24 protein-coding genes, 1 tRNA gene and 1 pseudogene are annotated in these 26,533 nt (G+C 72.2%); 11 read left to right on the top strand and 15 right to left on the bottom strand.

Going from position 1 to position 26,533, the window contains the following annotated elements; all coding sequences use genetic code 11:
• Nucleotides 1–80: 80 nt before the first annotated feature.
• The 4 genes and pseudogenes from LUTJ29_RS0109805 (at nucleotide 81) to rnfB (ending at nucleotide 3,349) form a co-directional block, all read left to right on the top strand.
• Nucleotides 81–518, top strand: coding sequence for a DUF2147 domain-containing protein (locus LUTJ29_RS0109805; protein WP_051322900.1), 438 nt, complete (start codon nucleotides 81–83; stop codon nucleotides 516–518).
• A 109-nt stretch (nucleotides 519–627) separates the two neighbouring features.
• Nucleotides 628–2,715 carry a methionine--tRNA ligase gene (metG, locus tag LUTJ29_RS0109800; RefSeq protein WP_027072361.1) on the top strand — a complete coding sequence of 696 codons (2,088 nt, stop codon included), beginning with the start codon at nucleotides 628–630 and terminating at the stop codon, nucleotides 2,713–2,715.
• A gap of 8 nt (nucleotides 2,716–2,723) precedes the next feature.
• Nucleotides 2,724–2,888: pseudogene (locus LUTJ29_RS0109795) on the top strand (HAD-IB family hydrolase); the annotation flags it as partial.
• Nucleotides 2,889–2,920: 32 nt separating this feature from the next.
• Nucleotides 2,921–3,349: an Rnf electron transport complex subunit RnfB gene (rnfB, locus tag LUTJ29_RS17020; RefSeq protein ID WP_051322899.1), complete on the top strand. Its 429-nt coding sequence runs from the start codon at nucleotides 2,921–2,923 to the stop codon at nucleotides 3,347–3,349.
• 42 nt (nucleotides 3,350–3,391) lie between these two features.
• Here the strand turns inward: rnfB and LUTJ29_RS0109785 are convergent, their stop codons facing one another.
• The 6 genes from LUTJ29_RS0109785 to LUTJ29_RS0109760 form a co-directional block, all read right to left on the bottom strand.
• Entirely contained in the window at nucleotides 3,392–4,354 is a 963-nt protein-coding gene (locus LUTJ29_RS0109785) for a TraB/GumN family protein (RefSeq protein WP_027072359.1), read from the bottom strand.
• A gap of 71 nt (nucleotides 4,355–4,425) precedes the next feature.
• Nucleotides 4,426–5,370 (bottom strand): DUF1684 domain-containing protein, encoded by a 945-nt coding sequence (locus LUTJ29_RS0109780; protein WP_027072358.1) that lies wholly within the window; start codon nucleotides 5,368–5,370, stop codon nucleotides 4,426–4,428.
• A gap of 2 nt (nucleotides 5,371–5,372) precedes the next feature.
• On the bottom strand, nucleotides 5,373–7,202 hold the full coding sequence (gene mutL / locus LUTJ29_RS0109775) for a DNA mismatch repair endonuclease MutL (protein ID WP_027072357.1): 1,830 nt from the start codon (nucleotides 7,200–7,202) through the stop codon (nucleotides 5,373–5,375).
• A 185-nt stretch (nucleotides 7,203–7,387) separates the two neighbouring features.
• Nucleotides 7,388–8,920 (bottom strand): N-acetylmuramoyl-L-alanine amidase, encoded by a 1,533-nt coding sequence (locus LUTJ29_RS0109770; RefSeq protein ID WP_027072356.1) that lies wholly within the window; start codon nucleotides 8,918–8,920, stop codon nucleotides 7,388–7,390.
• A gap of 118 nt (nucleotides 8,921–9,038) precedes the next feature.
• A complete protein-coding gene (gene tsaE / locus LUTJ29_RS0109765) occupies nucleotides 9,039–9,515 on the bottom strand; it encodes a tRNA (adenosine(37)-N6)-threonylcarbamoyltransferase complex ATPase subunit type 1 TsaE (RefSeq protein WP_027072355.1) in 477 nt (158 codons plus the stop codon).
• Nucleotides 9,512–11,008, bottom strand: coding sequence for a bifunctional ADP-dependent NAD(P)H-hydrate dehydratase/NAD(P)H-hydrate epimerase (locus LUTJ29_RS0109760; RefSeq protein ID WP_043741013.1), 1,497 nt, complete (start codon nucleotides 11,006–11,008; stop codon nucleotides 9,512–9,514). Before LUTJ29_RS0109760 ends, tsaE begins: the two co-directional genes overlap by 4 nt.
• A 24-nt stretch (nucleotides 11,009–11,032) precedes the next feature.
• On the opposite strand from LUTJ29_RS0109760, the gene queG reads away from it, so the two are divergent.
• Nucleotides 11,033–12,109, top strand: a complete 1,077-nt coding sequence (gene queG / locus LUTJ29_RS0109755) for a tRNA epoxyqueuosine(34) reductase QueG (protein ID WP_027072353.1) — start codon at nucleotides 11,033–11,035, stop codon at nucleotides 12,107–12,109.
• Between the two features lie 159 nt (nucleotides 12,110–12,268).
• On the opposite strand, the gene LUTJ29_RS19055 is transcribed toward queG, so the two are convergent.
• From LUTJ29_RS19055 to pcnB, 6 genes are all read right to left on the bottom strand, one after another.
• The gene (locus LUTJ29_RS19055) at nucleotides 12,269–12,961 is read right to left on the bottom strand and encodes a hypothetical protein (RefSeq protein WP_144774592.1); all 693 of its coding nucleotides are present in this window, start codon (nucleotides 12,959–12,961) and stop codon (nucleotides 12,269–12,271) included.
• A gap of 122 nt (nucleotides 12,962–13,083) precedes the next feature.
• Nucleotides 13,084–14,586, bottom strand: a complete 1,503-nt coding sequence (gene pgi, locus LUTJ29_RS0109745; RefSeq protein WP_027072351.1) for a glucose-6-phosphate isomerase — start codon at nucleotides 14,584–14,586, stop codon at nucleotides 13,084–13,086.
• A 133-nt stretch (nucleotides 14,587–14,719) separates the two neighbouring features.
• Nucleotides 14,720–15,574: a pantoate--beta-alanine ligase gene (panC, locus tag LUTJ29_RS0109740; RefSeq protein WP_027072350.1), complete on the bottom strand. Its 855-nt coding sequence runs from the start codon at nucleotides 15,572–15,574 to the stop codon at nucleotides 14,720–14,722.
• 10 nt (nucleotides 15,575–15,584) lie between these two features.
• The gene (gene panB, locus LUTJ29_RS0109735; protein WP_027072349.1) at nucleotides 15,585–16,403 is read right to left on the bottom strand and encodes a 3-methyl-2-oxobutanoate hydroxymethyltransferase; all 819 of its coding nucleotides are present in this window, start codon (nucleotides 16,401–16,403) and stop codon (nucleotides 15,585–15,587) included.
• Between the two features lie 4 nt (nucleotides 16,404–16,407).
• A complete protein-coding gene (gene folK / locus LUTJ29_RS0109730; protein ID WP_027072348.1) occupies nucleotides 16,408–16,902 on the bottom strand; it encodes a 2-amino-4-hydroxy-6-hydroxymethyldihydropteridine diphosphokinase in 495 nt (164 codons plus the stop codon).
• Nucleotides 16,899–18,224: a polynucleotide adenylyltransferase PcnB gene (gene pcnB, locus LUTJ29_RS0109725; protein ID WP_051322897.1), complete on the bottom strand. Its 1,326-nt coding sequence runs from the start codon at nucleotides 18,222–18,224 to the stop codon at nucleotides 16,899–16,901. The genes folK and pcnB overlap by 4 nt, the downstream gene beginning before the upstream one ends.
• Nucleotides 18,225–18,364: 140 nt before the next feature.
• On the opposite strand from pcnB, the gene LUTJ29_RS0109720 reads away from it, so the two are divergent.
• Nucleotides 18,365–18,440: transfer RNA gene (locus LUTJ29_RS0109720), tRNA-Glu, on the top strand.
• Between the two features lie 150 nt (nucleotides 18,441–18,590).
• Entirely contained in the window at nucleotides 18,591–18,914 is a 324-nt protein-coding gene (gene fdxA, locus LUTJ29_RS0109715) for a ferredoxin FdxA (protein ID WP_027072346.1), read from the top strand.
• A gap of 706 nt (nucleotides 18,915–19,620) precedes the next feature.
• On the opposite strand, the gene LUTJ29_RS0109710 is transcribed toward fdxA, so the two are convergent.
• Together LUTJ29_RS0109710 and dapA are read right to left on the bottom strand one after the other, a co-directional pair.
• Entirely contained in the window at nucleotides 19,621–20,130 is a 510-nt protein-coding gene (locus LUTJ29_RS0109710; RefSeq protein WP_027072345.1) for a hypothetical protein, read from the bottom strand.
• Between the two features lie 24 nt (nucleotides 20,131–20,154).
• Nucleotides 20,155–21,060 (bottom strand): 4-hydroxy-tetrahydrodipicolinate synthase, encoded by a 906-nt coding sequence (gene dapA / locus LUTJ29_RS0109705; protein ID WP_027072344.1) that lies wholly within the window; start codon nucleotides 21,058–21,060, stop codon nucleotides 20,155–20,157.
• 155 nt (nucleotides 21,061–21,215) lie between these two features.
• On the opposite strand from dapA, the gene LUTJ29_RS0109700 reads away from it, so the two are divergent.
• The 4 genes from LUTJ29_RS0109700 (at nucleotide 21,216) to LUTJ29_RS0109685 (ending at nucleotide 25,940) form a co-directional block, all read left to right on the top strand.
• A complete protein-coding gene (locus LUTJ29_RS0109700) occupies nucleotides 21,216–21,803 on the top strand; it encodes a glycine cleavage system protein R (protein ID WP_051322931.1) in 588 nt (195 codons plus the stop codon).
• A 50-nt stretch (nucleotides 21,804–21,853) separates the two neighbouring features.
• Nucleotides 21,854–22,336 carry a peroxiredoxin gene (locus LUTJ29_RS0109695; RefSeq protein ID WP_027072342.1) on the top strand — a complete coding sequence of 161 codons (483 nt, stop codon included), beginning with the start codon at nucleotides 21,854–21,856 and terminating at the stop codon, nucleotides 22,334–22,336.
• Nucleotides 22,337–22,436: 100 nt separating this feature from the next.
• Complete coding sequence (locus LUTJ29_RS0109690) at nucleotides 22,437–23,837, top strand: PhoH family protein (protein ID WP_027072341.1); 1,401 nt, start codon at nucleotides 22,437–22,439, stop codon at nucleotides 23,835–23,837.
• Between the two features lie 222 nt (nucleotides 23,838–24,059).
• Entirely contained in the window at nucleotides 24,060–25,940 is a 1,881-nt protein-coding gene (locus tag LUTJ29_RS0109685) for an ABC transporter ATP-binding protein (RefSeq protein WP_027072340.1), read from the top strand.
• 15 nt (nucleotides 25,941–25,955) lie between these two features.
• On the opposite strand, the gene LUTJ29_RS0109680 is transcribed toward LUTJ29_RS0109685, so the two are convergent.
• On the bottom strand, nucleotides 25,956–26,501 hold the full coding sequence (locus LUTJ29_RS0109680; protein ID WP_027072339.1) for a DUF488 domain-containing protein: 546 nt from the start codon (nucleotides 26,499–26,501) through the stop codon (nucleotides 25,956–25,958).
• Between the last annotated feature and the right edge of the window lie 32 nt (nucleotides 26,502–26,533).

Genomic DNA, 26,533 nt, shown 5'->3' with positions numbered 1-26,533 from the left:
CGATGCGTTACAAGTGGTATGCCGGCCCGGCCGGCCACCCGTCTTCTTCGTTCGGTTCCTTTTCGGGAGTACAGATCCAGATGCACAAGATCCTCTGCCGCGTCGCCGCGGGCGCCCTGCTGGCCGTCGCGCTGCCGGCCCTGTCCGCCGATCCGGCCACCGGCCGCTGGAAGACCATCGACGACCAGACCGGCCAGGCCAAGTCGATCGTGGAGATCACCCAGGCCGCCGACGGCACCCTCACCGGCCGGATCGTCGAACTGCTCAACCCGAGCCGGCCGAATCCGACCTGCGACAAGTGCAAGGACGATCGCCGCAACCAGCCGATCACGGGCATGGAGATCATCCGCGGCATGAAGCCCGAAGGCGGCGGCGAGTACGCCGGCGGCACCATCCTCAAGCCCGACGAGGGCAAGGTGTACAAGTCCAAGATGGAGCTGATCGACGGCGGCAGCCGGCTCCAGGTGTCGGGCTGCGTGGCCTTCATCTGCAAGTCGCAGGTGTGGATCCGGCAGTAGCCGCGCGTCCCGTCGTTCCGGGGCCGCGAGGCCCCCGCACGGCCGGCGCCGCGCCGGCCGTGCCGCATGCGGCATGCGATAATCCGGGCTCCCCGCCGATCCCGTCGACATGCACCGCCCCGCCATCGTCACCAGCGCCCTGCCCTACGGCAACGGGCACCTGCACATCGGCCACCTGGTCGGCTACATCCAGGCCGACATCTGGGTGCGCGCGCGCCGCCTGGCGGGCGGCACCGTCCACTTCGTCTGCGCCAACGATACCCACGGCACGCCGATCATGCTCGCCGCGGAGAAGGCCGGCGTGGCGCCCGAGGAATTCATCAGGGGTACCCAGGCCAGCCAGGAGCGCGACTTCGCCGACTTCCGCGTCGACTTCGACTGGTACCACTCCACCCACTCGCCCGAGAACCGGGAACTGACCGAGCGCTTCTACCGCGCGCTCGAGGCAGGCGGCCACATCGAACGCCGCTCGATCGAGCAGCTCTACGACCCGGTCAAGGCGATGTTCCTGCCCGACCGCTACGTCAAGGGCACCTGCCCCCGTTGCGGCACGCCCGACCAGTACGGCGACAACTGCGAGGCGTGCGGCGCCACCTACTCGCCCACCGAACTCAAGGACCCGCGCTCGGTGGTGTCCGGCGCGACGCCCGAGCTGCGCGCATCGGAGCACTTCTTCTTCAAGGTCGGCGACTTCACGACGGTGCTGCGCGACTGGCTGGAGGGCGAGGTCGCCGTCCCGGGCGTGAAGGCCAAGCTGCGCGAGTGGATCGACGCCGAGGGCGGCCTGCGCGACTGGGACATCTCCCGCGACGCGCCCTACTTCGGCTTCGAGATCCCCGGCCATCCGGGCAAGTACTTCTACGTCTGGCTCGACGCGCCGATCGGCTACTTCTCCAGCCTGCTCGCGCTGGCCCGCAGCGGCCGCAAGGCCGGCTTCGACGAAGTCGCGTTCGAGGAGCTGCTGCGGCCCGGCGCGCACGCCGAACTGCACCACTTCATCGGCAAGGACATCGTCAACTTCCACGGCCTGTTCTGGCCGGCGGTGCTGCACGGCAACGGCCTGCGCCTGCCCGACCAGCTGCACGTCAACGGCTACCTGACCGTGGACGGCGCCAAGATGAGCAAATCGCGGGGCACCTTCGTGATGGCGCGCACCTACCTCGACAGCGGCCTGGACCCGGAGGCGCTGCGCTACTACTTCGCCACCAAGTCCTCCGGCGGCGTCGACGACCTCGACCTGAACCTGTCGGACTTCGTGGCCCGCGTGAACAGCGACCTGGTCGGCAAGTTCGTCAACATCGCCAGCCGCTGCGCGAAGCTGCTCGAGACCGGATTCGGCAACGTGCTGCCGCCCGGCACGCCCGCCGGCACCAGCGACGGCTGGGACGCGCAGGCGCGCGCGATGCGCGAAGGCGTGCGCAGCGCGTGCGCGTGCGCGCCCGGCGATTACGAGCGCGGGAACTTCGCCGCGGTCGCCCGCAACGCCATGGCCGCCGCCGACAGCGTCAACGAATACATCGCCCAGACCGCGCCGTGGTCGCTGGCGAAGGATCCCGCGCGCCGCGCCGACCTGCACCTGGTGCTGGCCACCGCGCTGCAGGCCTTCGCCGACATCGCCGGCATGCTCAAGCCCATCCTGCCCGGCATCGCCGCGCGTGTGGAGCAGTACCTGGGCGGCGTGGAGCTTGCGCCGGGCCGCTTCGTCGAACTCGACGGCCGCACCCTCGCCGCCTACACCCCCCTGTTCACCCGCATCGACCCCAAGCGCATCGACGCCATGACCGACGCCTCCCGCGACACCCTGTCCACCAGGCCCGAGGCCGCTGCGCCTGCCGCCAAGGCCGCCGCGCCCGCCGAGACGCCGCAGTACGTCGGCATCGACGATTTCGCGAAGCTCGACCTGCGCATCGGCAAGGTGCTCGAGTGCGGCTTCGTCGAAGGCTCGGACAAGCTGCTGCGGTTCCTGCTCGACGCCGGCGAACTCGGCCAGCGCCAGATCTTCTCCGGCATCCGCGCCAGCTACGGCGAGCCCGGGAAGCTGGTCGGCCGCCACGTCGTGTTCATCGCCAACCTCGCCCCGCGCAAGATGCGCTTCGGGGTGAGCGAAGGGATGATCCTGTCCGCCGGCTTCGACGGCGGTGCGCTGGCCCTGCTGGACGTGGACGACGGCGCGCAGCCCGGGATGCCGGTGCGCTGACCCGGCCGATGCAGCTGGCGCTGTTCGACTTCGACCACGCCCTCGCCCGCTACGACACCCGTGCGCGGTTCCTGCGCACCGTGGCCACGCCACGGCGGCTGGCGCGCGCACGGTCGACGGTCGGGCCGTGGCTGCCCGGCTTCCGGCCCGGCGTGGCGTCCGCGGCCGGCATCCACGAGCGCTGGTACGGCGGGGTGCGCCAGGCATGAGCGGGCCGCGACCGGACCTGGTCGAACGCCTCGACCGCCTGCTGCCGCAGACCCAGTGCGGCCAGTGCGGCTTCGACGGCTGCCGGCCGTATGCCGAAGCCATGTCCCGCGGCGAGGCCGGCGTGGACCGCTGCCCGCCCGGAGGCGATGCCGGCGCGCGCGCCCTGGCGCACGTGCTCGGCGTGGAGCCGCGGCCCTACGACCGCAGCCGCGGCGAACACAAGCCGCCACTCGTGGCACGCGTGGTGGAAGCCGACTGCATCGGCTGCACGCGCTGCATCCAGGCCTGCCCGGTCGACGCCATCGTCGGCGGAAGCAAGCTCATGCACACCGTGCTCGCGCCACTGTGTACCGGCTGCGAGCTGTGCCTGCCCGCCTGCCCGGTCGACTGCATCGTGATGCTGCCTGCCGGGCAACCCGGCTGACGCGCGTGGCGGCAGCCGTGGGTGCCGCCGCCGTCGATCCCGCTACCGGGTGGCGCAGGCCGAGCAGATGCGCTCGACCTCGTAACCTCGCGCGCGCAGTTTCTCGACCACGCCGTCCTCGCCGAGCAGGTGCAACGCGCCGACCACGACCAGGGTGTCCTCGGTGCCCGGCGACCGCAGGCGCGCGTCGAGCCGCTCCACCCAGGCGTCGTTGCGCGCCACGTTGATCCGCCGGTACAGCCCCGGGAACCGCTCGCGCATCTCCACGGCCATCGACGCCCACAGCGTATCGACGTCGCCATTGCGCCAAGCCGCGTGCAGCTTCTCGATCTCCTCGCTGCCGAGCTCCGCACCCGCCAGCGCTTCCTGCAGGAACTGCACCTGCTCCTCCAGCGCCATGCCGTCGAGGAACGCGATCTGTTCGGTGCCGGTCTCCAGGCCGCCCATGGACTTGCCTGCCTGGGTCGCGCGCCGGGCGAGGTGCATGTCCAGGCCCAGGGCCGGATCGAGCCCGGCCTTGCCCATCTCCACCACCGCCACCATCAGCCCCGCGAACCAGGGCTCGAACATCTGCATCGCCTGCGGGGTGAGCTGCAGCGCCTGCAGGTGCGTGGCGTTGCCTTCCATCCAGCGGGCCAGCGCCGCGCGTGTCTCCTCCGGCAGGTCGCTGTCGAGCAGGGTGCCATCCGAACGCATCGCCGCCTGCGCCATGCGCATGCCCAGCGCCGGCGACCCCAGCTCCTCCGGCGGGATCTCGAACATGACCACGTCGGCGTCGGCCAGCGCCGTGTCGATGTCGCGCGAGAGCGGATAGTCGTCGGGCTTGAGCAGGTGGAACGAACCGAGCAGGTACACCGCGTTGTCGTCGTCGGACACCTTCCACAGCAGTGGCACCGGCGGCTCGCGCGTCGCGTCGGCGTGGACCGCGGCGGCGAAGGCCACCAGGACGAACGCGGCCACGACGCGGCGGAGTGCACGGGTGGACAGTCTGCGGATCGGATGCATCGGTACTCCTTGTCGGTGGGGCTCCGTCGACTGGACGCGCAACGGCCGCGCCATGTGACCAGGGGCCGGGTTCAGGGCCGCACGTACTTCTTCTCGCCGGCGGTCACCGCCAGGTCGAGGCGGTTCTCCGGCGGCGGCAGCGGACAGGTGGCGTAGTCGCTGAACACGCACGGCGGGTTGTAGGCGCGGTTGAAGTCGACCACCACGCCTCCATCCGCATCGGGAGCCGCGGTGTACAGATAGCGCCCGGCGGCGTAGCTCTCGTGCCCGCTGGTGCGGTCGGCGAAGATCAGGAACAGCCCGCCATCCTCGCCCTCGAGCGCCTCGAGCCGGTACAGCATGCCGTCGCGCTCGAACTCGACCACGCCCGGGTTGGGCTGCGGTCCCTGCTGCCCGAGGATGTCCACGATCTGGATCGTCCGCCCCGGCGGATGCCGCTGGAACCGGGCCTGGATGCGCCAGGAGGGGTCGGCCGGCCAGTAGTCCAGCTCGCCCATGCGAACCAGGCCCTCGGCTTCGGCGTGCTTGACCCGCAGGGCCTTGCGCCCGCCCCGATCGATCAGCGTCAACAGCCCCTTGCCTTCGTCGAAGCCGACCACGGTCGGCGTCGGCGAAGAGTCCGGAAGCAGCTCGAAGCGCCCCTGCGCGGGCTCGCCATCGACGGTCAGTCCCGCCTCGGCGTCCGGCGTGAGGAACACCTTCCCGCCCTGCTGCTGCAGCAGGCCCATGCGCTCGGGACCCTTCGCCAGGCGGATCCCCGCAGTGGGTCCGCTGCCCACGTAGTGCGCCGGAAGTTCGATCCAGTGCAGCCCGATCAGGCTGGCCCAGCCGTCGGGCCGGCGCAGCTCGGCCCGGCGCTCGGCGCGCCAGGCGTCCTGCTCGGCCACGAACCCGGGATCGGCCACCACGGGCGCAGCCGTCGCGTCCACCCCGGGTTCGCTTCCGCCCGGCGGCCCGCCGCATCCCGCCAGCACCAGTCCAAGCAGCACGCACGACCACAGCCGCATCCTTTCCATGCTCAACGCCCCCTCATGAACCAACGGTCGATCTCCGCCAACGGGAAGTGCGCCCAGGTCGGACGCCCATGGTTGCACTGCCCCGAGCGCTCGGTTTCCTCCATCTGCCGGAGCAGCGCGTTCATCTCCGGAATGGTGAGCCTTCGATTGGCCCGCACCGCGCCGTGGCAGGCCATCGTGGAGAGCAGTTCGTCGCGGGCGCTGCGCACGCGCAGGCTCTCGCCGTGCTCGCGCAGGTCGGCCAGCACGTCGCGGAGCAACGCCTCGGTGTCGCCGTGCGCCAGCAACGCCGGCACGCTGCGCAGCAGCAGCGACTGCGGACCGCTGCGGTCGACCTCGAAACCCAGTTCGGCCAGTGTCGCCGCCTCCTGCTCGGCCACGTCGGCCTCGCGCTCTGACACCGCCACGGTCTGCGGCACCAGCAGCGGCTGCGCGCGCAGGCCTTCGCTGTCGTGCGCCGCCTTGAGGCGCTCGTAGCCGATGCGCTCGTGCGCGGCATGCATGTCGACCACGACCAGGCCGTCGGCGGTCTCGGCGAGGATGTAGATGCCGTGCAGCTGCGCGATGGCGTAGCCCAGCGGCGGAATGCCGGCGGAGGCATCCGGGGGAGGCAGCGGCGCCTGTGGCGCGCCGGAGGTTTGTGGCGCGACGGCGCCATACAGTGCGGCGTAGGCCGCGCGCGCGTCGTCGACCTGCAGCGGCATCGCCGGCTGCGAAGGCATCGCGCCCCAGGATGGACGCGCCGTCGCGGCGTCATCGTGCGGTCCCCGGGCGGCGGTGGCCGCGAAGGGAGCGGGATGCGCGGCCGGCGGCCCGGCGTGGCCGGCGCGCGTCCGCGCGAGCGCATCGTGCACGGTGCGATAGACGAAGTCGTGCACCAGCCGCGGATCGCGGAAGCGGACCTCGTGCTTGGCCGGGTGCACGTTGACGTCGACCCGGGTCGGGTCCAGCTCCAGGAACAGCACCCAGGCCGGCTGGCGGCCGTGGTAGAGCACATCGGCGTAGGCCTGCTTCATCGCATGGGCGACGCCCCGGTCGCGCACCGCGCGACCGTTGACGAACAGGTACTGCTGGTCGGCGCTGGCGCGCGAATAGGCCGGCTGCGCGATCCATCCATGCAGGCGCAGGCCGGCGGCCGCATGCTCCACGCGCAGGGCGTGGCGCGCGAACTCCTCGCCCAGGGTCACGGACAGGCGTTCGTCCGTGAACAGTCCCGCGCCGGCATCGGCCAGCGCGCGGTAGCGCCGCGACGGCTTGCCGTTGTGGGAGACGCGCAGTTCGACGTCGGGGCGCGCCAGGGCCAGCGAACGCAGCCATTCCTCGACGTGGCCCAACTCGGTCCGCTCGGCGCGCAGGAACTTGCGCCGCGCCGGTACGTTGTAGAACAGGTCGCGGACCTCCACCACGGTACCGGGCGGCAGCTGCTTCGGCATGACCTCGCCGACGCGGCCGCCATCGACCTCGAGCGCCGCGCCGTGCGGATCGTCCGCGCGCCGGGTACCGATCAGGAAGCGGCTGACCGAGGCGATCGAAGGCAGTGCCTCGCCGCGGAAGCCGAGCGTGGCCACCGCCTCGAGGTCGTCGAGGCTGGCGATCTTGCTGGTGGCATGGCGCGAGACCGCGAGCGGCAGCTCCGCGGCGGACATGCCGCTGCCGTCGTCGCGCACCCGCACCAGGCGCACCCCGCCTTCCTCCAGGTCGATCTCGATCCGGCGCGCACCCGCGTCCAGCGCGTTCTCGACCAGTTCCTTGACCACCGAGGCGGGGCGTTCGACCACTTCGCCGGCGGCGATCTGGTTGATCAGGGTGTCGGGCAACTGCTGGATCGGCATCCCTGCATGATACCGGGCGCGCGGCGATGCGCCGGCGCGCGTCGGGCGCGATCCGGCCGGGACGTCACATGTCGGCGAGGACGCGAGGCGGAACCGTCGCTGCAGGGCGCCCAGGTTGCAGGGATCGCGGGGACGTGTGCCGACGGCGGCCCATGCCTCGCCCGCGAGGCGGCCGGCGTCCCGCGTCAGGGACTGCCGCCGACGCTGGCCACGCGGTTGGCCGCGGCGCGCGCGGCATACAGGGTGCCGGGCGGCGGCTGGCTCGCGAAATAGGTGTCCACCCCGTCGAGGATCGCGCGCGCCACGGTGCGCTGGAAGCCCGGGTCGGTCAGCCGCCTTTCCTCTTCCGGATTCGACAGGAACGCGGTTTCCACCAGCATCGCCGGCATGTCGGAGGTGCGCAGCACCGCGAAGTTGGCGCGCTCGATGTGCGGCTTGTGGTTGTTGCCGATGCGCTTGAGGCCGGCGAGCACGTGCTGGCCGGCGTCCTCCGACGCCTTCATCTGCCCGCTCTGGGTGAGGTCGAGCAGCACGTTGGCGAGCACGCTGTCGTTGGACGGGGCACGCACGCCGCCGATCAGGTCGGCCGCGTTCTCCTTCTCGGCCAGCCAGCGCGCACGTTGCGACGACGCGCCGCGCAGCGAGAGCACGTACACCGACGAACCCTTGGCATTGCGGTTTTCGGCGGCGTCGGCATGGATCGAGATGAACATGTCGGCGCCTGCCTGGCGGGCGATGCGGGCGCGGTTGTTGAGCGGGATGAACACGTCGCGGTCGCGCACCAGGTGCGCGCGCAGCCCGGGGGTGGCGTTGACCTGGCGCGCCAGTTCGCGCGCGATCGCGAGGGTCACGTCCTTCTCGCGGGTGCCGCTGGGACCGATCGCGCCCGGGTCCTGGCCGCCGTGGCCGGCGTCGATCGCGATCACCAGCGGCCGGCCGCCAGTCGCGGCGCGCGCCACCGGGGCGGGCGGCGTCGAGGCCTGGGCGGACGCCGTCGCGGCCGGGGTTGTTGCCTCGGGCGCAGGCCGGGCGACCTGGGTCGCGGCGGGGATCGGCGCCGATCCACCCGGCTGCGGGGCGGTCGCGGCGGTCGCCTCCGCAGTGGCGGGCGCGGAGCCCAGCTGGCCGGACTCGCGCAGTTCGGCGAGCAGGCGCGCGGTGGCTTCCGCCGAAGCCGCGGCCTGGTCGACCGCAGCCGCCTCGTCGCCCGCGCCCTGGGCGTCGGCGACAGCGGGGGCCGGGGAGGCCGCCGCAGACGAAGCCGGGGACTGCGTATTGGCGCCGGCCGCACGCGCCTGTCCGGCCGGGGGCGTGGCGGCCAGCTGGGCGATGGGATCCGGATGGCCGTCGCCCGGCCATTCGATGACCAGGCGGGTCCCGCCGGGACCGGCCTCGAAGCGCGGCTTGAGCGCCACCACGGGCGTGGCCAGGTCGAACACGATGCGGGTGGTCCCCGCCACCGGCTGGCCGGTGCGGACGCTCTTCACCACGCCCGCCGCGGGCGGCAGGGCAAGGGCCCCGGCCAGGCGGCTCGCCGGCAGGTCGACCACGAGCCGGTCCGGGTCCTGGAGCTGGATCAGGCGGTACTCGGCTTCGGCATCGACCTGGATCTCGGCGCGGGTGCCGGTGGGACCGCTCCCGAGCTGGACGGCGCGGATTTCGGCGCCATGCGCAAGGTTCCAGGCCAGGGCCGCGAGGAGGGCCAGGCCTAGAAGCAACTGTTGAAGGTGGGCTCCCCGCGCGCGCATGGGCCGTAGTCAATCACTGATGGGCCATATTTGCAACGCAGTTTCCCTTTCAAATCGGCAACCTGCCGTCGTTTCCTATGGCTCCGGTTCAGCTGTCGGGCGCAAGTCGGCCCTCGGGCCGCAGTCGCGCCAGCCATGCCGCCCCGGCCGGGGTCCCCGGCTCCAGCCGGGCGCGCCGGCCGGCGCCGTCGGGTTCGAGCCGGACATGCAGGTCCGCGGGCGGAAGCGCGCCCGTGCCGCGCTCCGGCCATTCCACCAGCCACAGGGCTGCCCCGGCTTCGTCCAGGCCCAGGAATTCGAGCTCGCCAGGGGCGCCAATCCGGTACAGGTCGAGGTGCAGGGCCTCCCCTCCCCCGGCCAGGGGGTAGCGCTCGACCAGGGTGTAGGTCGGGCTGCGCACCGTGCCCTCGACCCCGATCGCCCGCAGCCATGCCCGGGCCAGGGTGGACTTCCCGGCACCGAGGTTGCCATGCAGGTACACCACGGCGCCGGGCGGCGCGGTCCGGGCGAGTTCACCTGCCAGGGCATTCGTCGCGGCCTCGTCGGCCAGCCGCAGTCCACTCATCCGACGCTCCTGCCGCTGGCGAGCGCGCGCAGCCAGGGCAGCAGGTCGGACGGCAACAGCCCGGTCTCGCCATCGCGCGCGGCGGCGTCGCCGGCGAGCGCATGCAGCAACGCGCCCAGGCTCGCCGCTTCGAACGCGGGCATGCCCCGCGCGCGCAGGGCGGCGATACAGCCGGTGAGCAGGTCGCCCATCCCGCCGACCGCCATGCCGGGATTGCCCGCGGCCACCACGCGCGGCGACTGGCCGGGCGCGGCCACCACGGTGCCCGCCCCCTTCAGCACCACCACGCATCCGTAGCGTTCGACCAATCGAGCGGCGGCGGCGAACCGGTCGGCCTGGACCTGTGTCGTCTCCATGCCAAGCAGGCGCGCCGCCTCGCCCGGATGCGGCGTGAGGATGGTGTCCGCGGCCAGTTCGCGCGGGGCAGCGGCCAGCAGGTTCAGGGCGTCGGCGTCCAGGACCAGCGGCAGTCCCGCGGCCAGGACCGCGCCGTACAGCGCCCTGCCCCAGCTTCCCTGGCCCAGGCCCGGGCCCAGTGCCACGACGTCGGCGCGCGCGAGCAGCGGCGCCAGCGCCGCGGCGCCGTCCACGCCACGGGCCATCGCTTCGGGCCTGCGCGCGAGCAGGCCGGGCACGTGGGCCGAACGCGTGGCGACGCTTGCCAGGCCGGCGCCACAGCGCAGGGCCGCGTCCGCGGCGAGCATCACCGCGCCGCCGTGTCCGGTGTCGCCGCCTACGCACAGCACGTGGCCGCTGTCGCCCTTGTGCGCGTTGCGCCGCCGGGGCGACAGCCAGCCGTCGAGGGCTTCGCGCCCCAGTCGCCAGGCCGCGGCCGGCGCGCGCGCCAGCGCATCGTCCGCGCCGAGCGTGGACAGCGAAAGCGTGCCGGTGCAGTCCAGGGCGTCGCCGGTATACAGCCCCGTGTGCGGCCCCAGCAGCTGCAGGGTGTGGGTGGCGCGCACCACGGCGCCGGGCGCGCTGCCGCGGTCGGCGTCCAGTCCGCTGGGCACGTCGAGCGAAAACACCGGAAGGCCGGAGCCGTTGATGGCCTCGATGAGCGCGGCGGTGTCGGCGTCGGGCGCCCGCGACAGCCCGATTCCGAACAGCGCATCGACCACCAGCTGCGCGCCTGCGAAGCCGCTGCCCGGGGTGGCGACGCGCCCGCCGGCCTCGCGGAACGCCTCGCTGGCGCGCCGGGCAAGGTCGGTCCGCGGCGCGTGGGACTCGAGCCGAAGCACGCGCGCATCGCGTCCGGATTCGTGCGCGTGCCGGCACAGTTCATAGCCATCGCCGCCGTTGTTCCCGGGTCCGCACACCACCACGATGCGCTGCAGCCCGGGCCAGTGCGCGAGCAGTTCGCACCAGGCCGCCTGGCCCGCGCGCGCCATGAGCCCGAATCCGTCGCCCAGGCGCGAGGCCATCTCCGACTCCAGCGCACGCAACGCGGCTGCGTCGTACAGCGGGGTGCCTCGCGGGCCGGCGGGGGTGTCCATTGGCCCGGATTCTATACTTCGCGCGTGCAGGATCCCGTCGCCAACGCCACGCCGTCCGACCTCCACGCGCTGGCCCGGTGGATCCGCGGCCTCGCGTGCGAGGCGGGGTTCCAGCGCTGCGGCATCGCCGGGGTCGACCTGGAGGGCGACGAGCGCCACCTGCGCGACTGGCTGGCCCGGGGCCTGCACGGGGGAATGGACTGGATGGCCCGGCACGGCGACCGGCGCTCGCGCCCCGCCGAACTGGTGCCCGGGACGGTGCGGGTGATCTCGGTCGGGCTGGACTACGGCCAGGACCCGGACCAGGCCTGGGCCACCCTGGCCGATGGCGAACGCGCGTACGTGGCCCGCTACGCGCTCGGCCGCGACTACCACAAGCTGATGCGCACCCGGCTGCAGCGCCTGGCCGACCGCATCGCCGAACGCATCGGCCGCTTCGGCCACCGCGTGTTCGTGGATTCGGCGCCGGTGCTCGAACGCGCGCTGGCGCGCGACGCCGGCCTGGGCTGGATCGGCAAGCACACCTGCCTGATCGATCGCGACGGCGGCTCGTGGTTCTTCCTCGGCGAGATCTACGTCGACCTGCCGTTGCCGGTGGACGCGCCGGCCAGCGCGCACTGCGGAACCTGCGTGCGCTGCATCGAGGTCTGCCCGACGCGCGCCATCGTCGCCCCGCACCGGCTCGATGCGCGGCGCTGCATCTCCTACCTCACCATCGAGCACGAAGGTCCGATCGACGAGGAACTGCGCCCGCTGATCGGCAACCGCATCTTCGGCTGCGACGACTGCCAGCTGGCGTGCCCCTGGAACAAGTTCGCGCGCCGCACCGACGAACCGGATTTCCGCGCCCGCAACCGCCTCGACGAGGCCACGCTCGACGAGCTGTTCGCCTGGAGCGAGGAAGAATTCCTGCAGCGCACCGAAGGCTCGGCGATCCGCCGCAGCGGCTACCGGCGCTGGCTGCGCAACATCGCCGTGGCGCTGGGCAACGCGCCCACCACCCCCCAGGTGCTGGCCGCCCTGCACTCGCGCCGCGACGCCGACGACCCTGTGGTGCGCGAACACGTCGAATGGGCGCTGCGCCAGCACGCCGCCGCCTAGATCGTCACCGAAAACCGCCTGTAGGAGCGGCTTCAGCCGCGATGGATGCATCCGGTTCGTCGACGCCCGATTCGGCGATCGCGGCTCAAGCCGCTCCTACGGTGGCTGCGCAGATCGCGCCGGACCGGTCCTGCCGCCCCCGGGCGGGCAGGCGCCGTGCTACTCGCTGTTGCGAAACGACACCTGCCGCCGGAACGTCGCGTTCTCCGCGCGAGCCGGATCGGGTGGAAACAGGGTCAGGAATCCTGCCGCCAGCGCCCGGTCCCGCATCTTCGCGCCGACGCCTTCCGCGGTCTCGATCTCCACCCGGCTGACCGATCCCGACCTGGTGACGTGCATGATCCAAGACACTTCACCGTGGAAGTCCCCGGGCGGAATGGAGGAATCGTAGTTCGGGCGGCCAAGCACGTACGGCACGTCCGCGGGAGCCCGGGAAACGAGTGCATCCACGGTCGGAAACACATCGATCATGCGCTCGCCCACCGCGAGATCGATGCCATCGAGATAGACCTTGAACGTCCATTGCCCGGGCACCGCGGCAGCCGGCAGATCGGCCGGAACGCACTTCTTGCGACCGTCGAAATCACGATGGGCCCGGCCGGCCACGACCGCGCCGGACTGATCCACCGCCTGCAGCGTCATGCCCTGGACATCGATGCCCTCTTCCAGGATGGCCACGCAGACCTGGTGGTCGAATCGACCGTCCAGGGCGAAGGAGTGGGCGATCTGCCTGGCGATGGCGCCTTCCGGCGTCTTCTGCCACAGGAATTCCACATACACCTCGGCCTCCGGCTGCGATGCATCCGGGGCCGTGGCTGTGGCAGTGGCTGTGCTGCAGGACACCAGCAGCATGGCGAGAAGCGCAATCCGGCAAGAAGGCATCATGGGATCCTCGGGGCGCGCCGCCCGCCGGCAGGAAACAGCATTCGCAGGCGCTGCAGCCACGTGACAGGGACCGCGCCCATCCGGCGCCCCTAGGCGCGGGCGGAAATCTCCGCCAGCAGCGCGCGGGTGACCGGGTCGTCCGCTTCGGCCTCGCCTTCCAGCGCCGGCAGCAGGCGGTTGGCGACCTGCTTGCCGAGTTCGACGCCGAACTGGTCGAAGGCATTGATGCCCCAGGCCACCGACTGCAGGTACACGCTGTGCTCGTAGAGCGCGATCAGCATGCCCAGGGAATGCGGGGTGAGCGCGTCGAGCAGCAGCAGCGTGCTCGGACGGTTGCCCGGGTAGGCGCGGTGCGGATCGGCGTTGTCCTGGCCGTTGGCCAGGGCTTCGGTCTGCGCCAGCAGGTTGGCCAGCAGCGCGCGATGGTTCTCGCCGTAGCCGTCCTCGCTGCGCACCACGCCGATGAAGTCGGCCGGCACCACCTGCGTGCCCTGGTGCAGCGCCTGGAAGAAGCTGTGCTGGGTGTCGGTCCCCGGACCGCCCCACCACACCGGCACCGTCTCCTCGCCCACCGCCGATCCGTCGATCCGGACCGACTTGCCGAGGCTCTCCATCACCAGCTGCTGCAGGTAGTTGGGCAGCAGCTTCAGCCGCTCGTCGTAGGGCAGCACCGCCTGGGTGGCCAGGCCGAGCGCGTTGCGGTTCCACAGCGCGGTGAGCGCGTGCATGACCGCGAGGTTCTCGCGCGGCGCGGCGCTGCCGGCATGCGCGTCGAGTTCGGCGGCGCCGGCCAGCAGCTCGCCGAAGCGCTCCATGCCGATCGCCAGCGCGATCGGGAAGCCCACCGCCGACCACAGCGAATAACGCCCGCCGACCCAGTCCCACATCGGCAGGATCCGCTCCGGCGCGATGCCGAACGCGGCCGCGCGCTCGACATTGGCGCTCACGCCGTACACCCGGACGTCGTCGCCCAGCCACTCGCGCACGATGCGGCCGTTGAGCAGGGTCTCCTGGGTGCCGAAGGTCTTGGAGATGAGGATCGCCGCCGTCTTCGCCGGATCCAGCCCGGCCAGCACGCGGCGCGCGGCGTTGCCGTCGACGTTGGACAGGAAATGCACCCGCGGCGTCGCGCCCGGTTCGGCCAGCGCATCGACCACCAGGCGCGGGCCGAGGTCGGAGCCGCCGATGCCGACGCTGACCACGTCGGTCACGCCGCTGTCGACGACCTGCCGCACCAGCTCCGCCATCCGCTCGCGCGCCTGGCGCGCCTGGGCGCTGCACTCGCGGGCATACGGCGCCTGCGAACCGTCGCCGCGCAGCGCGCTGTGCAGCGCCGCGCGCCCTTCGGTGGGATTGACCTGTTCGCCGTCGAGCAGGCGGCGCATGGCCCCCGGGAAATCGCGCGCCTGGGCCAGCGCATGCAGCGCATCGAGCGCGGGCGCGTCGTAGCGCTGGCGGGCGAAGCTGGCGTACAGCGGCCCCACCCGCATCGCCAGCGATCGTGCGCGACCCGGATCCTCCTCCAGCAGGCGCGCGATCGGGCTGGATTCGAGTCGCCGGGCGTGGGAACGGAGGATCGCGAAATCCGACATGGTCGTCTGCCTGCTGCCTGGGTGGGAGGAGTCGCGGCACGGCGAAACCGTTGCCGCCGAAACGGGCGCCAACGACCGCGCCCGCGAACAGCGGGCAAGTATAGGAGCGAACGCGGCCGCCCGCAGCGGCCGCTCAGCCCAGCTCGAACTCGAGGTTGTCGATCAGCCGGGTGCGGCCCAGCCGCGCCGCGACCAGGGCCACGTACGTGCCGGGTTCGACCGTGGCGCCGACGTCCGTCAGGTCGGGCCGGCGCACCACCGCGTAGTCGACCTCGAATCCATCCCCGACCAGCGCGGCCCGTGCCCGTGCTTCGACGTCGGCCGGCGCCGTGCCCGCGCGCATCGCCTCGCGCATCGACGTCAGGACCCGGTGCAGGCGTGGCGCAAGCGCGCGTTCGCGTTCGTCGAGATACTGGTTGCGCGAGCTCATCGCCAGGCCGTCGACCTCGCGCACCGTCTCGCCCGCCAGCAGTTCGACCGGGAACGCCAGGTCGCGCACCAGGTAGCGGATCACCGCCAGCTGCTGGTAGTCCTTGCGCCCGAACGCGGCCACATCCGGCTGCACCTGGTTGAACAGGCGCGCGACCACGGTGGCGACGCCGTCGAAGTGCCCCGGGCGGTGCGCGCCCTCGAGCACGTCGGTGACGCCGGGCACCCGGATGCGCACCTCCTGGCCGGCGCCATAGGGGTACATGGTCTCGACCGACGGCATCCACAGCAGGTCGCAGCCGGCGGCGTCGAGCCCCTCGGCATCGCGCTCCGGGGTGCGCGGATAGCGCTCGAGGTCCTCGTTCGGGCCGAACTGGGTCGGGTTGACGAACACGCTGGCGACCACCCGGTCGGCATGCGCGCGCGCCAGCCGGACCAGCGAGAAATGCCCCGCGTGCAGGTTGCCCATCGTGGGCACGAAGCCCACGCGCAGGCCCTCGCGCTTCCATTCCCGGACGCGCGCGCGCAGGCGGTCGATCTCGCCGGTGATCTCGATCATGGGTCGGGCGCTAGTCGTAGGCGTGTTCGGGCCCGGGGAAACTGCCGTCGCGCACGGCCTGGACGTAGGCGCGCGCGGCGCCGGCGACCGATCCGCCCCCGGCGAGGAAGTCCTTCACGAACTTCGGCCGCCGGTGGCCGCTGTCGAGGCCGAGCATGTCGTGCAGCACCAGCACCTGGCCGTCGCAGTGCGGGCCGGCGCCGATGCCGATGGTCGGGATGGGCGAGGCGCGGGTGATCTCCGCGGCCAGCGCCGAGGGCACGCATTCGAGCACCAGCATCGCCGCGCCGGCCTCCGCCACCGCGAGCGCGTCGGCACGCAGCTGCTCCGCCGCCGCCGCCTCGCGCCCCTGCACCTTGTAGCCGCCGAAGCGCAGCACCGACTGCGGGGTCAGGCCCAGGTGCGCGCAGACCGGGATCTCGCGCGCGCACAGGAACCGGATCGCGGCCAGCTTGTGCGGACCTGCGCCCTCGAGCTTGACCATGCCCGCGCCGGCCTGCAGCAGGCGCGTGGACGCGTCGAGCGCGCGCTCCGGGGTCGCGTCGGCCTGGAACGGCAGGTCGGCCAGCAGCAGCGCGCGGCGCAGGCCGCGCGACACCGCGGCGACGTGGTAGACCATGTCGTCCACGCTCACCGGCAGGGTCGAGTCATGGCCCTGGACCACCATGCCGAGCGAGTCGCCGACCAGCACGATGTCCACGCCGGCGGCGTCGAACACGCGCGCGAAGCCGGCATCGTAGGCCGTCAGCATCGCCAGCCTGCGACCGGCCGCCTTGGCCTCGGCCAGTTGCGGGACGGTGATCGGCTTCTCGGGGGCGGGTGCGTTCATGGCGCTAGGGTAGCGCCTGGATGCCGGCGGCATCCAACCGGGACAGGACGCCGGCCACGTCGCCGTGGCCGGGGATGCGGGCGTCGGGCGCGATTTCCGCCAGCGGCACCAGGGCGAAGGCGCGTTCGTGCAGGTGCGGGTGCGGGACCTGCAGGCCCGGCTCGTCGATGATCGCCTCGCCGTACAGCAGCAGGTCGAGGTCGAGCGTGCGCGGCCCCCAGCGCAGCCCGTCCGGATCGCGCTTGCGGCCGAAGCCGCGCTCGATCGCGAGCAGGCCGTCGAGCAGCCCGCGCGCGGGCAGCGCGGTGTCGAGCACCGCGGCGGCATTGAGGAAGTCCGGCTGGCCGGTGTGGCCCCAGGCCGGCGTGCGGTACAGGCGGGAGACGCGCAGCAACCTGGTCCGGGGCAGCCTGCCCAGCGCGTCGAACGCCCCGGCCAGCGTGCGCGCCACGTTGCCGACGTTGCCGCCGAGGCCGACGCAGGCCCGGATCGCGGTCATTCCCCTGCGGCGTGGCTGCGCCGGCGGCGACGGCGGCGGCGGCGCGGCGCCATGCCCTCCTCCGCCGCCGCGACGTCGGCCGGATGCGAGGCGATCGCCGCGTCGGGGTCCTGTTGCGCCTCCTGCCAGAACGCGATGTCTTCCTCGTGCGCGGGCGACGCGGCGCGACGCAGCACCAGGAAATCGAACGCGGCGCGGAAGCGCGGATGCGACAGCGTGCGCGTGACCCGCTTGCGCTGGCGCTGCGAGAAGCGACCCTGCATCAGCCAGATCTCCTGCATCGGCAGCGAGAACCGGCGCGGCAGGGCCACCCGCTCCAGCTGGTGCAGGGTGACGCGGTCGGCCGCGCGGCGCTCGGCCTCGGGCGCGTGCAGGCCCTGCGCCTGGAGGCCGATCAGGGTCCGGCAGTACGCCGGCCACAGCAGCACCGCGAACAGGAACGCGGGCGAGACCGGCTCGTCGCGCGCCACCCGCTGGTCGGTGCTGCGCAGCCCCTCGACCAGCATCCGCCGCAGCGCGCCGCTGCGATTGGCGGCCAGGGCCGCCGCGGTTTCCGGGAACAGGGCCGGCAGCAGGCCGTGGCGGTCGAGCCCTTCGAAACTCGCCACCGCGTGCCCGGCCAGGAACATCTTCAGGCACTCCTCGAACAGCCGCGCCGGGGCGGCCTCGGCGAGCAGGGGCGCCAGTTCCGGCAGCGGCGCGGCGGTGCCCGGTTCGATGTCGAAGCCGAGCTTGGCCGAGAGCCGGACCGCGCGCAGCATCCGCACCGGGTCCTCGCGATAGCGCGCCTCGGGGTCGCCGATCAGGCGCAGTACGCGGTTGCTGACGTCCTCGAAGCCGCCGACGTAGTCGCGCACAGAGAAGTCGGAGATGTCGTAATAGAGCGCGTTCGCGGTGAAGTCGCGGCGGACCGCGTCGTCCTCGATCGTGCCGTAGACGTTGTCGCGCAGGACCATGCCGCCGTCGACCACCTGGCGGTCGCCGCTGCCGTCGTCCACGTTGGCGCGGAAGGTGGCGACCTCGATGATCTCGCGGCCGAACACCACGTGCGCCAGGCGGAAGCGGCGGCCGATCAGGCGGCAGTTGCGGAACAGCTGCTTGACCTGCTCGGGCGTGGCGTCGGTGGCGACGTCGAAGTCCTTGGGCGCCAGGCCGATCAGCAGGTCGCGCACCGCCCCGCCCACCAGGCAGGCCCGGTAGCCGGACTCGTGCAGTCGATACAGGACGCGCAGCGCATTCGGGCTGATCGCCCGGCGCGAAATCGGGTGCTGGTCGCGCGGGATGATCCTCAGCGCGCTCGGGGACGGGTCTTGGGTCGGCATCAGGCCAGGGGATTCCAGTCGGCACCGCTATCGCGCGGCCGCAAGCCTGCTATACTAGCAAGCCGCGCTGGCCCACCGGCCCTTCGCGGGGCGGTCCACGCCACCGGCGGTCCTGCCGGCCCGGTCCGCGCACAACCCCCGCTCCCTTCGTCTAGAGGCCTAGGACGTGGCCCTCTCAAGGCTAAAACACGGGTTCGAATCCCGTAGGGAGCGCCATCTTCCCGGAAGCCCGCGAAAGCGGGCTTCCTTTTTTTCGCAGCCCCGCCGCGGCGCCCTGCGCCCGCGGATGCGAACGCTTCGCAGCGCCGGATGCGAGGCTGTTCTAGAATTCCATGGTTCCTCCCGGCCCCACGGAAACCCCGCGCAATGCCCTTCGTCGTCACCGAGAACTGCATCAAGTGCAAGTACACCGACTGCGTCGAGGTGTGCCCGGTCGACTGTTTCCACGAGGGCCCGAACTTCCTGGTGATCGACCCCGACGAGTGCATCGACTGCACCCTGTGCGAGCCCGAGTGCCCGATCAACGCGATCTACCCCGAGGACGACGTCCCCGCCGGGCAGGAGCATTTCGTGGCGCTCAACGCCGAGCTGGCGAAGGAGTGGCCGGTGATCACCGCGCGCAAGGATCCGCTCCCCGACGCCAAGGAGTGGGAAGGCAAGCCGGGCAAGCTGCCCCTGCTCGAACGCTGAGACCCGCGCCCGGCGCCAACCGGGCCTGGCTGCGCCGCCCCGGCATCGGTGCCAGGGTCCGGTCCCGGTCGACCAGCTGGCGCTCCAGGGCGCCGACCGGGTGCGGCTGCACCGCCACCAGCCCGCAACCGATCCACTCGGCCGCGGCCTCGCCGGACGCGGCCAGCGCCCCCGCTGGACGGCACCGCCGCGCGAAACGCGGTCGGGTGCGGCCGCGACGGCACCCGCGCGCCTGCCCATGTCCACGAGCCGCGGGGCCAGCACCACGCGCGCCTGCGCGGTCGCGTTCCGGGGCAGCTGACAGACCAGGCCTGGCGCAGGCGGGGCGCCCTCGAGCACGTCCAGGGCGATCGGGCAGGCCAGCGCGAATGCCCTCGCAGCGAGGGACAACGCGCTACGGCACCCGCCTGCGAACCGGGGACCCGGAGCCCGGGCCGGAGCAACGGGATCGGCACGGCGCGGACGCCCCACGCGCGCAGCGGCCAGACCAGGCTCGAGGCCAGGTCGACAGGCACCGTCCGGACGAGCGCGGCGCCGAGGGTGCAGCAGCCGGCCAGCAGCACCATGCCGGCGCCCAGACCGGGAACGCGGGGCCGCGGTCAGTCGGCCCGGAGCGGCCGCAATGCCCGTCCGGCCTCGCCCGGTGTCCCCGCCAGGTCGGTCCGTCGCCGGCGACGGCGGGTGCGTCGCGCCGCGGCCCGGGCCGTTACGGGGCCAGGGCGGCCCGCAGCGCCGCGATCAGCTTCTGCGGCGGCTCGCCGGCCGCCGGCAGGCCGCGCGGATCGACCGCCGCCACGTAGGCGCCGCTGTCGGTGCGGGTGACGCGGATCAGGAACTTCGCGTCTTCGTAATCGACGTCGTAGGTGCCCAGCAGCTGGGCGCGGTTGACGATGGTCAGGCCCGGCGTCGCCGCCAGCACCTCGCCGACGCGGGTGAACACCGCGTCCTGGTCGCCGGCCACTGCGAAGCCGTTGGGCTGCGGACTGGCCGGGGCCGCGATCGACGAGCGGGTCACGCTGCCGGTTCCCGGTATCTGCATGGCACCCGAGGTGTCGGGGCGATCGAGGTCGGGGGGGACTTCCAGCGGCCGGGTCTCGGGCGGACCCGCGTACAGCTCGCTGCCCTTGCGGAACCACTTGCAGCCACTGGCGCCGAGCACGGCGGCGGCGACCAGCGCGACCGCGAGCAGGCGGATCAGGGAACGGGAATGACGCATCGGGTGTCTCCTGCGGGAAAAGGGTCAGGCCGCGAGCGGATCGCGGAGGCTGCGTTCGAGCGCTTCGACCGTGGCGGCCATCCGCGCGGCGGCGGCCTGGTGGGCCTCGGACAGGGGCGTGAGCGGCAGGCGCGGGCCGGCGCCGAAACCAAGCCGCTCCAGCAGCGCCTTGACCGGGATCGGATTGGGCTCGATCGACGCGAAGGCGTAAAGGGGCTGCAACCGCGCGTCCCAGGCCAATGCCTCGTCGCGGCGTCCGGCCAGCGCCAGCTCGCACAGGCGACGCATCGCGCCGGGCACCACGTTCGACACCACCGACACCACGCCGTCGGCACCGCCGAGCATGGCGGCAGCGGCACTGGCATCGTCGCCCGACAGCACCGCGAATCCCTCGACGCGCAGTGCCAGCCACTCCCGAAGCCGGCGTGGGTCGGAGACCGCTTCCTTCACGCCGGCGATCCGCGGATGGCCGACCAGGCTGGCGACCGCGGCCGGCTGCAGGTCGCAGCCGGTGCGCGTAGGCACGTTGTACATGACCACCGGCAGCCCGCCTTCCCCGGCCACGGCGCGATAGTGCGCCAGCAGGCCGGCCTGGGTCGGGCGCGCGTAGGGCGGCGTCACGACCAGGGCGGCATCGGCGCCCAGCGCGGCGGCACGGCGCGTGGCCTCGATGGTGCGCGAGGTAGCCGTGTGGCCGGTGCCCGCGAGCACCGGGACGCGGCCGCCGGCCACCTCCACCGCGGTGCGCAGCAGGGTCTCGTATTCTTCCTCCGACAGCATGGCCGCCTCGCCCGTGGAACCGGCTACCACCAGTGCCTGGGTCCCGCCCGCGAGCTGCGCCAGCAGCAGGCGCCGCCAGGCGTCGAGGTCGAGCCCGCCCGTCGCCGTGAACGGCGTCGCCAGCGCTGTGATGCTGCCGGAAAGTCGCAAGTGGGAGAGTCTCGTGCGGTGGCCGCGCGCCGGGCGCGGCAAGGAGGATTCGGGCACGGGCATGTTACTTGCGGCTTGGAAGCACGGGCAAGTATGCTGGCCGCGATTCCAGGCCCCGACGGGCCGCCGTTCACACCGCATTCCACGACAGATCCATCACCGCCGCGGACGCCGCCTTGACCGATCCAGACAACGCATCCCGGCCTTCGCCGAACGAGAACTACCTGCTGATCAACGCCTACACGACGCATCCGGCCTCGCCGCTGCTGGCCGTGACCAGGCGCATCGCCGACAGCGGGTGCAACCTCGTCGACACCCGGCTGTCCACGGTCGGCCGGGACGTCTCCGTCACCGCGCTCGCCACCGGGTCGTGGGACGCGGTGGCCAAGCTCGAGGCGATGCTCGCCCGGCTCGAGCGCGAGGAAGACCTGAAGCTGGTGTGGTACCGCACCGGGCCCAAGCCGGTGCAGTCGAACCTGCTGCCGTACATCGTCGAGGTGGTGGCGGCCGACAAGCCCGGCATCCTGTTCCAGCTGGCCGACTTCTTCGACCGCCAGGGCATCACGATCGAGAGCCTGCACTGCTCGCGCTACCGCGCGATGCAGACCGGCGCCGACATGTTCTCGGCCCAGGTCACCATCGGCGTGCCGGCGAACATGCACATCGCCGCGCTGCGCGACGATTTCCTCGAGTTCTGCGACCACCTCAACCTCGACGCGATCATGGACCCGATGAAGTTCTGAGCGCCCGCCGCCACAGGACGCCCGTCGAACCAGGAGCGACCCACAGCAGCATGACCGCCGTCGGCAAGATCCTTCCCAAGTCCCTCCTCGCGATGCCCCTCGCGCTCTCGGGCGGCGCCAGCGCCACCCTCGCGGACTACGCCGGACAGTGGCTGGTGCTGTACTTCTACCCCAAGGACTCCACCCCGGGCTGCACCACCGAGGGCCTAGAGTTCAACGCGCTGCTGCCGGAGTTCCGCAAGCTCGATGCGGCGGTGCTGGGGGTCTCGCGCGACTCGGTGAAGTCGCACGACAACTTCTGCCAGAAGCAGGGCTTCCGCTTTCCGCTGGTCAGCGACCCGGACGAGAAGCTGTGCCGGGCGTTCGACGTGATCCACGAGAAGAACATGTACGGCCGCAAGGTGCTGGGCGTGGTGCGCAGCACCTTCCTGATCGACCCCTCGCACCGCCTCGTCGCCGAATGGCGCGGGGTCAAGGTCGCCGGCCACGCCCGGGCCGTGCTCGACGCGCTCAAGGCCGCACGCGACACGTGAGCCCCCCCTGCCCGGCCACGCCCCGCCGCCCTGCCCCGCAGGCCGCGGCGGCGCGCGGCCGTCCCCGCTCCACCGCCAATCGGAGGCGATCCGCCCGATGATGACCCAAGGCAAGCGCGTGTACGTGCTGGACACCAACGTCCTCATGCACGATCCGACCGCCCTGTTCCGGTTCGAGGAGCACGACGTGTTCCTGCCGATGCAGGTCATCGAGGAGCTGGACAACGGCAAGAAGGGAATGTCGGAGGCGGCGCGCAACGCGCGCCAGGTCAGCCGCTTCATCAACGAGCTGATCGAGTCGCAGGGCGCGGACAAGATCGCCACAGGCCTGGTGCTCGAGCGCCCGCGCTCGCTGCAGCTGCGCGGCGCGGCCAGCATCGGCAAGCTGCGCTTCCAGACCACGATGCCGGCCGAGGACAAGACGTCGTTCGGCGCGGTGGCGCCGGACAACCGGATCCTCGGCGCGATCCTGCAGCTGCGCCGCGACGAACCCGAGTACCCGGTGGTGTTCGTCTCCAAGGACATCAACCTGCGGATCAAGGCGGCCATCGCCGGCATCGTCAGCGAGGACTACGAGAACGACCGCGCGCTCGACGACTTCAGCCTGCTCTACACCGGCGCCACGCCGCTGCCGGAGGACTTCTGGACCCGCCACGGCAAGGACCTGCGCTCGTGGACCGACCGCGGTCGCACCTACTACGAGGTGGCCACGGCCCAGGACTGCGACTGGTACCCGAACCAGTACCTGTACCTGCCGGGCGACGACCAGTCCGAGTTCCGCGTGGACCGGGTCGAGGACGGCAAGGCGGTGCTGCAGATCGTCGACGACTTCCGCGGCAGCCAGCACGCGGTGTGGGGCATCAGCGCGCGCAACCGCGAGCAGAACTTCGCGCTCAACGCGCTGATGGACCCGGAGATCGACTTCGTCACTCTGCTCGGCACCGCCGGCACCGGCAAGACCCTGCTCGCGCTCGCCGCCGGCCTGGCCCAGACCATGGACCAGCAGCGCTACCGCGAGATCATCATGACCCGCGCGACGGTCAGCGTCGGCGAGGACATCGGCTTCCTGCCCGGCACCGAGGAAGAGAAGATGACGCCGTGGATGGGCGCGCTCACCGACAACCTCGAGGTGCTCACCCGCGACCAGGAAGGCGGCAGCTGGGGCCGCGCGGCCACCAACGACCTGCTCGCCTCGCGGATCAAGATCCGCTCGCTCAACTTCATGCGCGGACGCACCTTCCTCAACCGCTGGCTGATCCTGGACGAGGCGCAGAACCTCACCCCCAAGCAGATGAAGACCCTGATCACCCGCGCCGGACCCGGCACCAAGATCGTGTGCCTGGGCAACGTCGAGCAGATCGACACGCCCTACCTCACCGAGACGACTTCGGGCCTGACCTACGCCGTGGACCGCTTCAAGAACTGGGCCCACAGCGCCCACGTGACCCTGCGCCGCGGCGAGCGTTCGCGGTTGGCCGATTACGCCTCCGAAGTGCTCTGACCCAGCATCGCCGCCCCCGATGCCACCCGCGGGAGCGGCTTCAGCCACGACGGGCTCGGCGGTTGCCGTGCTGGCACGGTCCCGGCCGAAGCCGCTCTTGCAGGACACGGCCGCCGTCGCGGCCCGGCCTGATCAACCGGTTGCGGCCTGCGGACCACGTCCGCGGAGCCCCACGCCCCTGGCGTTGACGACACCCTGCGCCGCCCCATGCACAATGCGGGCATGAGCCACAGCGCCGACGCCACCCCCAAGCCCGCCCGTTCGGCGAGCCGGCCCAGCCTGCGCGAGCGCTTCGACGCGATGCGCAACCTGCCACCGTTCCTGCGCCAGATCTGGGCGACCAGCCCGTGGCTGACGATGGCCAGCATGGGCCTGCGCCTGGTGCGCGCGTTCATGCCGGTGCTCACGCTGTACATCGGCAAGCTGATCATCGACGAGGCGATCCGGCTGGTCGGGCTGGGCCTCTCGTTCGACTCCATCGGCGAGGCCTGGCGCAGCGGCCAGCTCGACCACCTGGCATGGCTGCTGGCGATCGAGTTCGGGGTGGCGATCCTCTCCGACCTGCTCGGCCGGCTGGTGAACTACGCCGACTCGCTGCTCTCGGAACTGTTCACCAATGCCACCAGCGTGCGCCTGATGGAGCACGCCGCGACCCTGGACCTCGAGGACTTCGAGGACCCGGAGCTGCAGGACAAGCTCGACCGCGCCCGGCGCCAGACCATGGGCCGGATGAACCTGATGGGCCAGCTGTTCGGGCAGGTGCAGGACGCGATCACCGTCGTGAGCTTCGCCATCGGCCTGCTGGTGTACGCGCCGTGGCTGATGGTGCTGCTGGCGATCGCGCTGGTCCCGGCGTTCCTCGGCGAGGCCCACTTCAGCGCCCTGGGCTACTCGCTCAACTTCCAGTGGACGCCGGAACGCCGGCAGCTCGAGTACGTGCGCCAGACCGGCGCCAGCGTCGAGACCGCCAAGGAAGTGAAGATCTTCAACCTGCACCGCTTCCTGGTGGACCGCTACCGGACGCTGGCCCACAGGTTCTACCTCGCCAACCGCGCGCTGGCGCGGCGACGCGCGTTCTGGGGCACGCTGCTGGCCGCGCTGGGCACGCTCGGCTACTACGTGGCCTATGCCTACATCGCCTGGCGCACGGTGCGCGGCGACTTCACCATCGGCGACCTGACTTTCCTCGCCGGCAGCTTCCGGCGCCTGCGCCAGTTGCTCGAGGGCCTGCTGATCGGATTCTCCCAGGTCGCCAGCCAGGCCCTGTACCTGGACGACCTGTTCTCGTTCTTCGAGATCGAGCCGGAGATCGCCTCGCCGCCGGATCCGCGCCCGTTCCCGAAGCCGATCCGCCAGGGCTTCGTGTTCGAGGACGTGGGCTTCCGCTACCCCGGCGCCGAGCGCTGGGCGGTGCGGCACATGGACTTCGAGCTGCGCGCGGGCGAGGTGCTGGCCCTGGTCGGCGAGAACGGCGCCGGCAAGACCACCCTGGTCAAGCTGCTGGCGCGCCTGTACGACCCGGACGAAGGCCGGATCCTGCTCGACGGGCACGACCTGCGCGAGTACGACCTGGACGAGCTGCGCGCCAACATCGGGGTGATCTTCCAGGACTTCGTGCGCTACCACCTGACCGCGGCCGAGAACATCGGCGTCGGCCAGATCGACCGGATGGGCGACATGGACCGGATCAGGGACGCAGCGCGGCGCGCGATGGCCGACGAGGTGATCGAGGCGCTGCCCGCCGGCTACGACCAGGTCATCGGCCGCCGTTTCCGCGACGGCGTGGACCTGTCCGGCGGCCAATGGCAGAAGATCGCGATCGCGCGCGCCTACATGCGCGACGCGCAGGTGATGATCCTCGACGAGCCCACCGCGGCGCTGGACGCGCGCAGCGAGTACGAGGTGTTCCGGCGCTTCAAGGAGCTGTCCGACGGCCGCACCGCGGTGCTGATCTCGCACCGCTTCTCCAGCGTGCGCATGGCCGACCGGATCCTGGTGCTCGCCGACGGACGGGTCGAGGCCAGCGGCACCCACGAGGAGCTGATGGCCCAGGGCGGTCGCTACGCCGAACTGTTCGAGCTGCAGGCGGCCGGCTACCGCTGACCGCACCCCGCCCGCTCAGAGCGGAAGCCGCCCCTGGTCGTCGTCCGGCGCGCCGTAGTCGAGGCGTCCGTCGACCAGCCGTGCCGCCGACGTCCACGGATGCTCGCGCGCATCGCCCGGCGCGAGCAGGTGGATGACCGTCCAGCCGCGGGCCTTGGCATCGTCGGCGATCAGGCCGCGGTGGCAGGTCCACCAGGTCGCCTCGGCGCACATCACCGCGGTCGGCGTCCGGCGCGCGAGCGCGAACAGGCGTTCGCGGGCGGCGGCATAGGCCGGCGTGTCCATGTAGTCGGCATAACCGCGAAAGCCCGCGTGGCGCCAGCCGGTATGGGGGGAGTCCGGGCGCGGCCGGCGCCGCCCGCCCAGCGCGGGCATGTGCCCGTAGCCGATCCCGGCCCCGGCCAGGCCGGCCGCGAGCGCCTCGGCCCCGAACTGCGGGTGCCGCCGCGAGCCAGGAAAACGCCGGACGTCGGCCACGCAGGCGATCCCGGCCTCCCGGAGCATGGCCACGAAGGCCTCGAGCGTCCGCGTGGAGTGACCGATGGTCCAGAGCCTGTCCATGTTCCCAGCCTGCCACGCGGCACGTGGACAAG

It is taken from the genome of Luteimonas sp. J29 (genome assembly GCF_000472505.1).
Classification (GTDB): Bacteria; Pseudomonadota; Gammaproteobacteria; order Xanthomonadales; family Xanthomonadaceae; genus Luteimonas.
This window is presented reverse-complemented; position numbering and strand designations above follow the sequence as displayed.

Coding starts and splice junctions, on each gene's coding strand:
- LUTJ29_RS0109805 (WP_051322900.1), top strand. CDS start 81: ATGCACAAGATCCTCTGCCGCGTCGCCGCGGGCGCCCTGCTGGCCGTC.
- metG (WP_027072361.1), top strand. CDS start 628: ATGCACCGCCCCGCCATCGTCACCAGCGCCCTGCCCTACGGCAACGGG.
- rnfB (WP_051322899.1), top strand. CDS start 2,921: ATGAGCGGGCCGCGACCGGACCTGGTCGAACGCCTCGACCGCCTGCTG.
- LUTJ29_RS0109785 (WP_027072359.1), bottom strand. CDS start 4,354: ATGCATCCGATCCGCAGACTGTCCACCCGTGCACTCCGCCGCGTCGTG.
- LUTJ29_RS0109780 (WP_027072358.1), bottom strand. CDS start 5,370: ATGGAAAGGATGCGGCTGTGGTCGTGCGTGCTGCTTGGACTGGTGCTG.
- mutL (WP_027072357.1), bottom strand. CDS start 7,202: ATGCCGATCCAGCAGTTGCCCGACACCCTGATCAACCAGATCGCCGCC.
- tsaE (WP_027072355.1), bottom strand. CDS start 9,515: ATGAGTGGACTGCGGCTGGCCGACGAGGCCGCGACGAATGCCCTGGCA.
- LUTJ29_RS0109760 (WP_043741013.1), bottom strand. CDS start 11,008: ATGGACACCCCCGCCGGCCCGCGAGGCACCCCGCTGTACGACGCAGCC.
- LUTJ29_RS19055 (WP_144774592.1), bottom strand. CDS start 12,961: ATGCTGCTGGTGTCCTGCAGCACAGCCACTGCCACAGCCACGGCCCCG.
- pgi (WP_027072351.1), bottom strand. CDS start 14,586: ATGTCGGATTTCGCGATCCTCCGTTCCCACGCCCGGCGACTCGAATCC.
- panC (WP_027072350.1), bottom strand. CDS start 15,574: ATGATCGAGATCACCGGCGAGATCGACCGCCTGCGCGCGCGCGTCCGG.
- panB (WP_027072349.1), bottom strand. CDS start 16,403: ATGAACGCACCCGCCCCCGAGAAGCCGATCACCGTCCCGCAACTGGCC.
- folK (WP_027072348.1), bottom strand. CDS start 16,902: ATGACCGCGATCCGGGCCTGCGTCGGCCTCGGCGGCAACGTCGGCAAC.
- pcnB (WP_051322897.1), bottom strand. CDS start 18,224: ATGCCGACCCAAGACCCGTCCCCGAGCGCGCTGAGGATCATCCCGCGC.
- fdxA (WP_027072346.1), top strand. CDS start 18,591: ATGCCCTTCGTCGTCACCGAGAACTGCATCAAGTGCAAGTACACCGAC.
- LUTJ29_RS0109710 (WP_027072345.1), bottom strand. CDS start 20,130: ATGCGTCATTCCCGTTCCCTGATCCGCCTGCTCGCGGTCGCGCTGGTC.
- LUTJ29_RS0109695 (WP_027072342.1), top strand. CDS start 21,854: ATGACCGCCGTCGGCAAGATCCTTCCCAAGTCCCTCCTCGCGATGCCC.
- LUTJ29_RS0109690 (WP_027072341.1), top strand. CDS start 22,437: ATGACCCAAGGCAAGCGCGTGTACGTGCTGGACACCAACGTCCTCATG.
- LUTJ29_RS0109685 (WP_027072340.1), top strand. CDS start 24,060: ATGAGCCACAGCGCCGACGCCACCCCCAAGCCCGCCCGTTCGGCGAGC.
- LUTJ29_RS0109680 (WP_027072339.1), bottom strand. CDS start 26,501: ATGGACAGGCTCTGGACCATCGGTCACTCCACGCGGACGCTCGAGGCC.